The organism is Nocardioides sp. CPCC 206348 (genome assembly GCF_048654705.1).
In the GTDB taxonomy this organism is placed as follows: domain Bacteria; phylum Actinomycetota; class Actinomycetes; order Propionibacteriales; family Nocardioidaceae; genus Nocardioides.
The window spans coordinates 57,630-69,595 of record NZ_JBMCZA010000202.1 but is presented as its reverse complement, the minus strand read 5'-3'; the positions used below and the strand labels follow the sequence as shown (position 1 = coordinate 69,595).

The 11,966-nt window shown below is 70.0% G+C and carries 12 protein-coding genes; 7 read left to right on the top strand and 5 right to left on the bottom strand.

Annotated features, from left to right (window positions below; genetic code table 11):
- Together ACOADB_RS19875 and tpx are read left to right on the top strand one after the other, a co-directional pair.
- Positions 1-2,248 (top strand): SCO7613 C-terminal domain-containing membrane protein (locus ACOADB_RS19875; protein WP_378602456.1); only part of this gene is annotated, 2,248 nt, incomplete at its 5' end.
- Positions 2,249-2,292: 44 nt separating this feature from the next.
- Positions 2,293-2,784 carry a thiol peroxidase gene (tpx, locus tag ACOADB_RS19870; RefSeq protein ID WP_378602453.1) on the top strand — a complete coding sequence of 164 codons (492 nt, stop codon included), beginning with the start codon at positions 2,293-2,295 and terminating at the stop codon, positions 2,782-2,784.
- Positions 2,785-2,790: 6 nt separating this feature from the next.
- Here tpx and ACOADB_RS19865 read toward each other — a convergent pair whose 3' ends face one another.
- Positions 2,791-3,090 carry an MGMT family protein gene (locus ACOADB_RS19865; RefSeq protein WP_378602450.1) on the bottom strand — a complete coding sequence of 100 codons (300 nt, stop codon included), beginning with the start codon at positions 3,088-3,090 and terminating at the stop codon, positions 2,791-2,793.
- A gap of 359 nt (positions 3,091-3,449) precedes the next feature.
- Here ACOADB_RS19865 and ACOADB_RS19860 point away from each other — a divergent pair, with 359 nt between their 5' ends.
- Positions 3,450-5,720, top strand: coding sequence for an immune inhibitor A domain-containing protein (locus ACOADB_RS19860; protein WP_378602447.1), 2,271 nt, complete (start codon positions 3,450-3,452; stop codon positions 5,718-5,720).
- A gap of 72 nt (positions 5,721-5,792) precedes the next feature.
- Here the strand turns inward: ACOADB_RS19860 and moeZ are convergent, their stop codons facing one another.
- The gene (moeZ, locus tag ACOADB_RS19855) at positions 5,793-7,001 is read right to left on the bottom strand and encodes an adenylyltransferase/sulfurtransferase MoeZ (protein WP_378602444.1); all 1,209 of its coding nucleotides are present in this window, start codon (positions 6,999-7,001) and stop codon (positions 5,793-5,795) included.
- 202 nt (positions 7,002-7,203) lie between these two features.
- Between moeZ and ACOADB_RS19850 the strand changes: the two genes are divergently transcribed.
- The 4 genes from ACOADB_RS19850 (at position 7,204) to ACOADB_RS19835 (ending at position 9,531) form a co-directional block, all read left to right on the top strand.
- The gene (locus ACOADB_RS19850) at positions 7,204-7,863 is read left to right on the top strand and encodes a TetR/AcrR family transcriptional regulator (protein ID WP_378602441.1); all 660 of its coding nucleotides are present in this window, start codon (positions 7,204-7,206) and stop codon (positions 7,861-7,863) included.
- A gap of 59 nt (positions 7,864-7,922) precedes the next feature.
- Positions 7,923-8,150 (top strand): DUF3107 domain-containing protein, encoded by a 228-nt coding sequence (locus ACOADB_RS19845; protein ID WP_378602438.1) that lies wholly within the window; start codon positions 7,923-7,925, stop codon positions 8,148-8,150.
- A gap of 137 nt (positions 8,151-8,287) precedes the next feature.
- Positions 8,288-9,097: a PP2C family protein-serine/threonine phosphatase gene (locus ACOADB_RS19840; RefSeq protein ID WP_378602435.1), complete on the top strand. Its 810-nt coding sequence runs from the start codon at positions 8,288-8,290 to the stop codon at positions 9,095-9,097.
- 59 nt (positions 9,098-9,156) lie between these two features.
- The gene (locus tag ACOADB_RS19835; protein ID WP_378602432.1) at positions 9,157-9,531 is read left to right on the top strand and encodes a hypothetical protein; all 375 of its coding nucleotides are present in this window, start codon (positions 9,157-9,159) and stop codon (positions 9,529-9,531) included.
- Between the two features lie 3 nt (positions 9,532-9,534).
- Here ACOADB_RS19835 and ligD (ACOADB_RS19830) read toward each other — a convergent pair whose 3' ends face one another.
- From ligD (ACOADB_RS19830) to ACOADB_RS19820, 3 genes are all read right to left on the bottom strand, one after another.
- Positions 9,535-10,455, bottom strand: coding sequence for a non-homologous end-joining DNA ligase (gene ligD, locus ACOADB_RS19830; RefSeq protein WP_378602429.1), 921 nt, complete (start codon positions 10,453-10,455; stop codon positions 9,535-9,537).
- Entirely contained in the window at positions 10,455-11,408 is a 954-nt protein-coding gene (gene ligD / locus ACOADB_RS19825) for a non-homologous end-joining DNA ligase (RefSeq protein WP_378602426.1), read from the bottom strand. The genes ligD (ACOADB_RS19830) and ligD (ACOADB_RS19825) overlap by 1 nt, the downstream gene beginning before the upstream one ends.
- On the bottom strand, positions 11,405-11,966 hold a 562-nt coding region (locus ACOADB_RS19820; RefSeq protein ID WP_378602423.1), incomplete at its 5' end, for an FAD-dependent oxidoreductase. The genes ACOADB_RS19820 and ligD (ACOADB_RS19825), both read right to left, overlap by 4 nt.

The window sequence follows — 11,966 nt, the reverse complement described above, 5'->3', positions numbered from 1 at the left end:
GGGTCCGCCCGCCCCGCCGCTGCCGCCCTACCCGGGCGCTGCGATGGCGCCCGCCCCGGAACGCCGCGGCGTCGCGTCCGCGTCCGTCCCGAAGATCCTGCTCGGCCTCGGTGCGTTCTGCCTGCTCGTCGCGTCCGTCATCTTCCTGGCCGTCTCGTGGTCGGCGCTGGGCGTCGGCGGCCGCACCGCGGTCCTCGCCGGCCTGACCCTGACGGCCGGCACCTCGGCCCTGCTCCTGCACCGCGCAGGGCTCCGCATCGCGGGCGAGTCACTGATCGTCGTCGCACTGGGCCTGCTGGCCCTCGACGTGTTCGGGGCCGGTGCATCCGGCTGGCTCGGCGACGGTGGTGACGGGGTCACGGCCTGTGTCGCCGGACTGGTCGTCGCGGTGGCCGGCATCGTGCTCGGACTCGTCCGCGTCGGTGGCGAGCCGCGGCTTGTCGCTCCCCAGGTGATCGCCGGCATCGGTACGGCGGTCGCCTACTTCGGCACCCTCGACGTCACCGACCACCAGCTCCTCGTCGGCCACGTGTTCACGGCGCTCGCCATCGGCGCGATCCTTCTCGCCCGTTCGCAGGACCTGCCCGTGCTCGCCTGGAGCCAGGCCGTTGCCGGCTCCTTCGCCTGGCTCGGCGCCAGCGGCCTGGCACTCACCGATTCCTTGACCGAACCCGATCTCCACCAGTTGTGGATCGACGGCTCCGGCTGGTCGCTGCTCGTCTCCGCCGCTGTGCTGCTCGTCCCCGGCCTGGTTGTCCGCAACCGCGGGCTCCTCCTCGCCGGCGCCAGCTTCGCCGCCATGGTGGTGACGGTCGTCGTGACCCTCCCGAGCGTCGACACCGACACCACGACCGTCGGTCTGGTGGCCGTCGCCGTCACCGCGGCCTGGGTCCTGGTCCTCGGCCTGCTTCCCCGGTCCTTCCGCACCATTGCCATCGCGCCGTCGGCGGTGGGCAGCGCCATCCTCGCCGGCTTCTCACTGGTCACCGTGGTGGTTGCCTTCGCCCGCTGGGCCGACCTCTCCACCGGCTTCGAGCGTCGCTTCGACCTCACCATCGGCGGCGAGAACCCGGTCACCGAGCCGCTGCTCCTGGTGCCGTCGCTGCTCGTGCCGATCGCCTTCATCGCGCTGCTCGTCTCGGCCCGCCGCCGCGACCACCTGGCCATCTGGGCCCAGGTCGCCGCGATCGCGGCCGGCATCGGTGCCGCCGCGACCCTGGCGTCGTACGACGTCACGCTGGCCCTGCCCGTCGCCGTGCTCACCCTCGTGGCACTCGGCGCCGCGGCCGCCGCGCTGATGACCACCGGAGGCCGGGCTGCCGGCCTCGGCGTCGCCGCCACGTTCACCGCAGGTGCCGCTTCGATCGCGGCCGTCCCGAGCGCCCCGATGACCGCCATCGTTGCCGGACTGGCCACCGCATCCGCCGTCGTCCTCGCGCTGCGCGGCACGGAGGCCGTCCGGATGAGCGGCGCCCTCTCGGCCGCGCCGTTCCTCGGCCTCGCGACCAGCGCCTCCGTCTACGCCTTCGGGGGTGACGCCGCCTGGGTGGCGATCCCGGTGCTCCTCGCCGTCGGTCTTCTCGCCCTCGGACGGCCCCGCATCGAGATCGAGCTGCCGGCCGTCGCGGTCGCGCTGATCACGTTCCCGATCTCGGGCGCCGAAACCACCGACGCGGGCGGGTACACCGCGCTGTGGCTGACCGTCGCCGGGTTCGTGTTCTGCGCGAGCGCCCTGATCCACGAGTCGCGCCGCTTCGGCGCCTGGATCGGTGCAGCGCTGCTGCTGCTCGCCACGTGGGTGCGGCTGGCCGACCTCGAGGTGGAGGCACCCGAGGCCTACACGCTCCCGCTGGCCGTGGCCCTGCTCGCCTTCGGTCTCTGGCGGATGCAGAAGTCGGACACCGTCGGCACTGCGGAGGCCCTGCTGCCCGGCCTGCTGCTCGGCACGATCCCGTCGCTCCTGTGGGTCATCGGGGACCCGGTCTCGCTCCGGGCCCTGCTCCTCGGCGGCGTGTGCCTGGCGCTCACCATCGCCGGCGCCTCGCTGCGCTGGAGCGCGCCGCTCCTGGTCGGCGCCACCGTCGGCGCGATCATCGTGTTCCGCGAGATCGGCGCCTACCCCGGGGAGTTCCCGAAGTGGGTGTGGATCGGTTTCGCCGGCGTCCTGCTGACGGTCGTGGGCATCACCTGGGAACGCCAGCTGCTCGAGGTGCGCAAGGTCGTCGGCTACCTCGGCCGTCTCCGGTGACCCTCGCCGGTGGCCGTCGACTACTGACCTGCTAGACAAAGGGCATGGCTACCACTGCACTCGGCGGCAACCCCGTCTCGACCGTCGGCGAACTTCCCGCCGTCGGCGCCCCCGCCCCGTCCTTCTCGCTCGTCGGTTCCGACTTCAGCGACGTCGCCCTCCCCGAGGGTTCCCGCGCGGTGCTCAACATCTTCCCGAGCATCGACACCGGGATCTGTGCCGCGAGCGTCCGCAAGTTCAACGAGCTCGCGGCCGGTCTCGAGAACACCACGGTCATCAACGTGTCCCAGGACCTCCCGTTCGCCCAGGCCCGCTTCTGCGGCGCCGAGGGCATCGAGAACGTCCAGGTCGGCTCGGGCTTCCGCACCTCGTTCGGTGACGACTACGGCGTGAAGCTGGTCGACGGCAAGTTCGAGGGCCTGCTCGCCCGCTCCGTCGTGGTCGTCGACGCGGACGGTTCGGTCCTGTACACCGAGCTCGTCCCGGAGATCGCGACCGAGCCGAACTACGACGCCGCCATCGCGGCGCTCAGCTGACCCAGGTCAGTCCTCCGTCGCGGGATCCCAGAACGCCCGCGGCATGTCGAGGCCGCCGCTGACCTTCAGCGGCGTGTCCTCGTCGAGGTAGTGCGCACGGGCCCGGTCGTCGTGGCTCGGCGGGAGCGTGCCATCGGCACGCACCACCCGCCACCACGGCACCGGGCCGCCGTACCTCGCCATCACGGATCCGACCTGCCGCGGACCTCCTCCAGCCACGGCCGCCAGCGCACCGTACGTCGTCACCCGACCGGGCGGGATCCGCTCGACCAGGTCGAGCAACACTTCGACGTACCCCTCGTCCACGGGCCCATCTAACCCCGTCGGCGGTACGGACGCCGAGAGCCCCATCCGTGAGGACGAGGCTCTCAGTTGCTCCCTCGGTGCGGTGAACGCTTTGACCGATTCGCGGTGGTCCGCAACACCAGGACCACGATGCCCTGACCAACGAGAACAGCGGGTCCGGGGTTACGCGCGGGACTTGTGGGGTTCGAGGGTTGCAAGCTGCCTCGTAACACCTTGCGCAAATTTTCGCCCAACTATTGCGTCCGACAGTGATTTACGTGTGAGGTACCGACGGACGCCGAAAATCTGCAGGTCTCGGGCGACGTTCCGTCTTCCACGACTTTTCGGTGCCCTCTCACCATTATTTCTCGGAGGCATCTGTGAAGAAACTGGCATCCGGCTTGCTCGCCGGCGCCGCAACCATCGCCCTGGGTGGCGCGATGTTGCAACCGGCTCAGGCCGACACCCCTGTCGACGGCCCTGCGAAGCAGCGCCCGGCACACGCCAAGAAGCACGATCGGCCGGGTCCCAAGACCCACGAGCAGCGTCGCGAGATGCGCAAGGCGCTCGAGCTGGTGGAGAACGGCAACGCTCGTCTCCAGCAGCGGGCCGACGGCGGCGCGACCGTGAAGCTCGCCACCGGTGAGTACGTCGAGTTCCCGGTCGAGAGGAGCGACAAGATCCTCACCCTGCTCGGCCAGTTCGGCACGGCCAACGTGCCGGCCCAGGGCACCGACCCGGGTCCGCTGCACAACGAGATCGCGGAGCCGGACCGCGCGGTCGACAACTCCACGGAGTGGACGCCGGACTTCAACAAGGCGCACTACGACGAGATGTTCAACGGCGACGGCGAGTCCTTCAGGAACTACTACAAGGAGGTCTCCAGCGGCCGCTACGACGTCAGCGTCACGACCGAGGACTGGGTGACCGTTCCCGGCAACGCCTCGACGTACGGCGACAACGCGGTCGAGGACACCGGCGGCTCGTGGGCCTTCATCGCCGACACCGCTGACGCCTGGTACGCCGCGCAGGTCGCTGCCGGCAAGACGCCTGCCGAGATCGACGCCTACCTCGCACAGTTCGACGTGTGGGACCGCTACGACTTCGACGGTGACGGCGACTTCAACGAGGCCGACGGCTACATCGACCACTTCCAGGCCGTCCACGCGGGCGGTGGCGAGGAGGCCGGTGCCGGCGACGACGCCATCTGGTCGCACCGCTGGTACGTCAACGGCAACCTCTACGGCCAGACCGGCCCGACCGTCGGCACCAGCCAGAACCTGTACGGCGGCGCCCAGGTCGGTGACTCGAAGTACTTCATCGGCGACTACACCGTCGAGCCGGAGAACGGCGGGCTCGGTGTCTTCGCGCACGAGTACGGCCACGACCTGGAGCTTCCCGACTTCTACGACACCGCGGGCGGCGACAACGGCACCGGATTCTGGACGCTGATGTCCTCGGGCTCGTGGCTGAACCACGGCCAGGAGTCGATCGGCACCACGCCCGGGCTGATGGGCCCGGAGGAGAAGTACTACCTCGGCTGGCTCGACTACACCGAGGTGAACCCCGGCCAGAACGGCAGCTTCACGCTGTCCCCGTCGCAGGAGACGGCCGTCGGACAGGACCAGGCCATCAAGGTCAACCTGCCCGACAAGACCACGACGAACGTCTACACGAAGGCCCGTCAGGGGAAGTACTCGTGGTACTCCGGCCGTGGCGACAACCTGGTCGCGACCCTGACGCGTCAGGTCCCGCCCTCGACGTCGGTCCTGGTCACTGCCGACATCTGGAACCAGATCGAGCCCGACTACGACTTCCTCTACGCGGAATACTCCGTCGACGGTGGCACCACGTGGAAGCAGCTCGAGGCCATCGACGGGACCGCCGACTGGACCAGGCACAGCTGGCGCTACACCCTGGACAAGAAGAAGAAGAAGGCCTCGCTGTTCCGGCTGCGCTATGCCACCGACGGCGGTTACAACGAAGCCGGCGCCTTCATCGACAACATCGTGATCAAGGGCTACGGCCAGCCGATCACCGACGGGGCAGAGAAGGGCGCCAACGGCTGGACCGTCAAGGGCTTCACCGCCTCGACCGGCACCGAGACCAAGACGACCCCGCGCTACTACCTCATCGAGAACCGGCAGTACGTCGGGTACGACAGCACCCTCCAGGTGGGGCCGTACAACTTCTCCGAGGGCGTCACGCGACCGGACTGGGTGGAGCACTTCGCCTACCAGAACGGCATGCTCGTCTGGCTCGTCGACCTGGCGTACGCCGACAACAACACGAGCGCCCACCCGGGCGGGGGCTACGCCCTTCCGGTCGACGTACGACCGGACTCGCTGACGTACCCGGACGGGTCCAGCCCCTCGAACCGCCGCGAGCCGTTCGATGCCACCTTCGGCATCTCGGCGACCGACGAGGTCTGCCTGCACAAGCAGGTGGCGACCGCCGGCGGACACGACACGCTCGCCGCGTGTGCTCCGTCCGTCGCCGGTGTCCCGACGTTCAACGACACCAACCCCCAGGCCTACTGGAGCGCTGCCAACGAGCAGAACTCCGTGAAGGTCGCCGGGGTCGGGGTGACCGCCACGGTCACCGCCGAGAACGCCGACGGCACCATCCAGGTCCAGGTCACCAACCCGTGACCTGAGCCGGGGACGCAACAGGCCCCGCGATCCTCACGGATCGCGGGGCCTGTCTGCTTCGGTGATCGAGACTCAGTACGTCGGCTGGCTCGGGTCGATCTGGTTGACCCAGGCCACCACGCCGCCGCCGACGTGGACGGCGTCGTCGTAGCCGGCACCCTTGACGATCGCCAGGGTCTCGGCCGAGCGGACGCCCGTCTTGCAGTGCATGACGATCTGCTTGCCGGAGTCGACCGGCGGCAGCTGCGCGAGCGCCGTCCCGTTGAGGAAGTCGCCCTTCGGGATCAGGACCGCACCGGGGATGTGGTTGATCTCGGCCTCGGCCGGCTCACGGACGTCGATCAGGACGAAGTCGCGCGAACCCTCCTCGCGCTCCTTGATCATGGAGGCGAGCTGGGTGACGCTGATCGTCGCGTCGACGGCGGCGTCGGCCGCCTCCTCCGAGATCGCGCCGCAGAAGGCGTCGTAGTCGATCAGGCCGGTGACGGTCGGGTTCTCCCCGCACAGTGCGCAGTTGGGGTCCTTGCGGACCTTCAGCTTGCGCCACTCGAGCTCGAGGGCGTCGTAGATGACCAGCTTGCCGATGGCGGGGTCACCCGCACCGATGAGCAGCTTGATGGCCTCGTTGACCTGGATCGAGCCGATCGAGGCGCACAGGACACCGAGCACGCCGCCCTCGGCGCAGGACGGGACCATGCCCGGCGGCGGGGGCTCGGGGTACAGGCAGCGGTAGCAGGGGGCGTCGTCGGCCATCGTGGGCGCGAAGACCGAGGCCTGGCCGTCGAAGCGGTAGATCGAGCCCCAGACGTAGGGGATCCCGAGGAAGTACGCCGCGTCGTTGACCATGTAGCGCGTCGCGAAGTTGTCCGTGCCGTCGACGATGAGGTCGTAGCCCTTGAACACGTCCATGACGTTGTCGTTGTCGAGGCGCTCCTCGTGGAGGATCACGTTGATCAGCGGGTTGATCTCGGCGATCGACTCCTTCGCGGAGAGGCCCTTCGGCCGGCCGATGTCGCTCATCCCGTGGATGACCTGGCGCTGCAGGTTGGACTCGTCGACCTCGTCGAACTCGGCGATGCCGAGCGTGCCGACACCGGCCGCGGCGAGGTACAGCAGCGCCGGGCTGCCGAGGCCGCCCGCGCCGATCACGAGGACCTTCGCGTTCTTGAGCCGCTTCTGTCCGTCCATCGCCACGTCGGGGATGATCAGGTGACGGCTGTAGCGGCGGACCTCGTCGATGGTCAGCTCGGCGGCCGGCTCCACCAGCGCGGGAAAGCTCACGTCGTACTCCTCGGAAACGATGGGGGTCAGTCCAGGGACAACGCCGTGCAGGTGCCCGGCTGTTCCCTCGACCCTTCCATGGTCCCTTCCCCGACCAAGGAGTGGACACCACGTCCCGTCATCCGGACCCGGACGACGGGACGTGCCGGCCGGGTGCCGGGCGTCCGACGGGCCTCGCCTACCAACGAGTAGGCTTCTGGCTGTGGTGACCGAGCAGTTCGACCTGGACGACAGGCGGCCCCGCGGCGTTCGACTTCCCCGCCGCGAACGACGCGCGCAGCTGCTGGCCGCTGCCCTCGACGTCTTCGTCGCCCAGGGCTATCACTCCGCTGCGATGGACGACATCGCCGAGCGCGCCGGCGTCTCGAAGCCGGTGCTCTACCAGCACTTCCCCGGCAAGCTCGAGCTGTACCTCGCGATCCTCGACGCCGCCTGCGACGCGATGATCGCCAGCTGCCGCCGCGCACTGGAGTCGACACAGGACAACAAGCAGCGCGTGGCCGCTGCGATGGACGCCTTCTACGACTACGTCGCGCACGACACCGGCGCCTTCCGGCTGGTCTTCGAGTCCGACCTGACCAACGAGCCCGCGGTCCGCGACCACATCGACCGCGTCACCACCGAGTGTGCCGACCTGATCACCTCCGTGATCCAGGACGACACCGGACTGCCTCCGGACGCATCGCGCCTGCTCTCGGTGTCCCTGGTGGGAATGGCGCAGGTCAGCGCGCGGTTCTGGCTGACCGACACCGAACGCGGCCTGACCGGGTTGCCCCGCGACCAGGCCGTTGCCCTGGTGTCCGGCCTGGCCTGGCGCGGCATCCGCGGGTACCCGCGGACAGATGAGCATTCCGACGCCTGACTAGGCTGGAACGAGACGGTCGGGATCCTCGACCGTCCCCACGAACGAGGAGAACAACCATGACCGTCGAGGTCAAGATCGGTGTGCAGAACACCGCGCGGGAGCTCGTCATCGAGACCGACGAGACCAACGAGGGCGTCGAGGCACTCGTCAGCGAGGCGCTGTCGTCCGACGGCGTCCTCAGGCTGACCGACACCAAGGGCAAGGTGACCGTGGTTCCGGTCGCCAAGCTCGCGTACGTCGAGATCGGACGCAGCGTCGCGGGTCAGGTCGGCTTCCGCTCCTGAGCGAGGCTCCGGAGCTCACCCGCTCCTGATTGACCGCTGCTCCGCGGAACTCCGAGGGCACCTACAGACGTTTCACAGGTTGATCGGGCACCATCGACACAGGGTCGACGGCGACCGGTTCCTGGGAGGTGAGTGCGGTGCTCCAGTTCCGCTTCGCAGCGCACAGCGACGTCGGGCTCGTCCGCGACAACAACGAGGACGCCGGGTTCGCCGGGCCCTACCTGCTGTGCGTCGCCGACGGTGTCGGTGGCGCGGCCGCCGGCGAGATCGCCTCCGCCACGACGTCGTACGTCGTCAGCGCGCGAGCGCTCGCCCACCCGGGCGTCGACCCGGTCCGGCTGCTGACCGCCGCCACCCATGAAGCGCACGACCAGCTCGTCGCCGGCGTCGCCGCCGACCCACGCCGGGTCGGCATGGCCACCACGCTGACCGCCATCCTGACCAACGGTGTCGAGACGGCACTGGCCCAGGTCGGCGACTCCCGGGCCTACCTGGTGCGCGACGGGGCCCTGACCCAGCTGAGCCACGACCAGACCATGGTGCAGGCGATGGTCGACGCCGGGCGGATCACCCTCGAGCAGGCCGCGGCGTCGCCGTACAAGCACGTCGTGCTGCAGGCCGTCGACGGCGAGCACACACCCGAGCCCGACGTGCGGCTGATCGAGCTGCTGCCCGGGGACCGGTTGCTGTTGTGCAGCGACGGCCTGAGCGACGTCCTGTCCCCCGCCGCGATCCAGATGCTCCTGGGCATGGAGTCGCGCAGCATGGCGGTCGAACGCCTGGTCCGCGCGGCTCTCGACAGCGGCAGCCGCGACAACGTCACGGTCGTCGTGGCCGACGTGGTCGACGCCCCTGCCGTGACCGGCAGCGGCCTGGTGTTCGGTGCCACCCTCGACCTCGCGAACGTGGTCGACCCGGCCGCCGTACGTCCGCTGCGTTCTGCCTGACCGGGCAGCCCGTCGAAAGATTCCGGCGCACCTCGTCCCACGAGTCCTACACTGGCTGGGTGAGTGGATCGCGGAGCTACGAGTACGCGCGCCTGTGGGTGCCGCTGTACGACGCCGCCACGCTCGCGGTGACCCGCCCGGTCTACCTGATCGAGGCCGCGGACGGCTTCGAAGGCATCGCCGCGGAGAAGAACACCACGCTGATGGGCCTGTTCAACGACCTGGGCCGCCACGGCTGGCGGATCGAGCCCACGGCCCTGCGCGTGGACCACCCGACGTCCGAGATCCAGCTGCTCATCGACGCCACCCTCGACGAGGCCGACCACGCCACCTCGCCCCACGACCTGGCCAGCGCCGTCGGGTCGAGCGGCGACCCGGCGGGTGTGGTCACCGAGTTCGACGTCTACGCCATGCGGCGACGCAACGACCCGTGAGGCTCACGGCGCGAAGAGGTCGCCGTACTCGTCGACGCGCTCCAGCACCTGGGCGGGCGTGAACTGCTCGAGGCCCAACGGGTCCTCGGCTCCCTCGTCGACCTCGTCCCAGGTGATCGGCGTCGCGACCTGGGGTCGCGGCGCACCGCGCAGCGAGTACGGCGCCACGGTCGTCTTGGAGCCGGCGTTCTGCGACCAGTCGAGGAAGACCTTGTCGCGACGGCGGGCCTTGGTCATGGTGGCGGTGACCTGCTGCGGATGCGCGGCCTGGAGCTCCTCGGCGATCTCCTTCGCCAGCTCGCTCGTCTCGTCGGACGGCCGGCGCTCGGGCAGCCGCGCATAGAGGTGCAGGCCCTTGCTGCCGCTGGTCACCGGCAGTGCTTCGAGGCCGCGCTCGGCGAGGGCGTCCCGGGCCAGCAGGGCCACCTGGCAGCACTCGTGCAGACCGGCACCCTCCCCCGGGTCCAGGTCGATCACGACCCGGTCCGCTCCGAGCGGCTCGTCCTTGTCATCGACCGTCCACTGGTGAACGTGCAGCTCGAGGGCGGCGAGCTGGACCGCCCAGATCAGGGTCGGGAGATCCTCGATGATCGGGAACCGCAAGGTGTCCCCGTTCCGGCTCGGCCCGCGGCTGCCGGTCGTCGGCACCTCGGCGGTCCGCACCCAGCTCGGTGTCCCGGCCGGCGCGTTCTTCTCGAAGAAGCTCATGTCACCGACGCCGTGCGGCCAGCGGATCCGGGTCACCGGCCGTCCGGCCAGGTGCGGCAGCAGCACTGGCGCGATCCGTGCGTAGTAGTCGAGCACCTCACCCTTCGTGGTGCCCGTGGCGGGATACAGCACCTTCTCGAGGTTCGTCAGCCGTAGCGTGCGGCCCTCGACGTCCACGTGCACCTCGGTCTGCTGGTGATCGGCCTTCTTCGGCATCAGTGCCCTCCCGCGTCAGGTCGGGCCAGGTCGTCCACCGTGACGTCGGAACGGATCCCCTGGTACGACGGCTGGCGGAGCCGTTCGTAGCCGATCCCGTGCGTGTCCACGTCGACCACCACGACAGGGTCGACCCAGGACGTGCCCTCGGCGTCGGCCCGCGGCACCTCGTCGGCGAACGGACTCTCGGCCCGGCCCAGTGACGCGAGGGCATCGGTCAGCGACCGGGACTGCTTCGGACCGATCCCACTGCCGACCCGGCCGCGGTAGAGCAGTCCGTCCGGCGTGACCTCGCCGACCAGGACGGCGGCGAGCCGGTCGCTCGAACCGGTCTGGGGACGCCATCCCCCGACCACGAAGGTGCCACGGTGCCGGTGCGCGAACTTCAGCCAGTGGTGGCTGCGCTCACCGGGCCGGTAGGTGGAGTCGATCCGTTTGCTGACGATCCCCTCGAGCCCCTGGGCGCGGGTGGCTTCGAACAGCATCGCGCCATCGTCGTACTCCTGCGGGACCTGCCAGCCGGAGGCACTGAGGTCGAGGTCGCCGAGCAGGCGACGGCGCTCCTCGAGCGGGAGCCCGGTGAGGTCCTTCCCCCGCAGGCGCAGCACGTCGAAGACCATGTAGGTCGCCGGGATCCGTTGCGCCAGGCGGGCCACGGTGGCGGTGTTGCGGACGTGCATCCGCTCCGCGAGCACCCGGAAGTCAGGGATGCCGCGGTCGTTGAGCGCGATGATCTCGCCGTCGACGACCGTGTCGGCCAGCCCGGTCGGAGCGGTGACGAGCTCGGGCCATGCGGTCGTGATCCGGTTCCCGTTGCGGCTGACCAGCGTCACGTCACCGTCGATCGTGGCCAGCGCCCGCACCCCGTCCCACTTCACCTCGTGGCGCCAGTCCTCCCCCGGGGGCACGTGGGTGCCCGGCGTGGCGAGCATGGGAAGCAGCACATCGGTCATTGTGCCGTGGTGGGGATCCGGTCGACGACGTACTCGGCAATGGCCAGGCTCGACGTCGCGGCGGGCGACGGCGCGTTGCGCACGCTGGTGACACCGTTGCGGTGCGTGATCCGGAAGTCGTCGACCAGGGTGCCGTCGCGATCGACGGCCTGGGCGCGGATCCCGAAGCCGGCGCGCACCACGTCGTCGGGCCCGATGGCGGGGACGTAGCGCTCAGCGGCGCGCAGGTAGGCACGCACGGACAGGGAGCCACGCACCTCCTTCGCGCCGGTCCGCCAGTGCGTGGCCGCCATCCGCCAGAAGCCCGGCCACGTGGCGACGCTGGCCACGTCGGCGAGCCGCACCGACGAACGACGATAGGCGTCGCGATGCGGGGCCATCACCGCATTCGGGCCCACCTCGAGCACCCCGGTCACCCGGCGGGTGAAGTGCACGCCGAGGAACGGGTAGCGCGGGTCGGGGACCGGGTAGACCATGCCCCGCACGAGATCCTGCTTGGCTGCCGACACGGCGAGGTACTCCCCGCGGAACGGAATGATCCGGGGCTCCGCCTTCTGC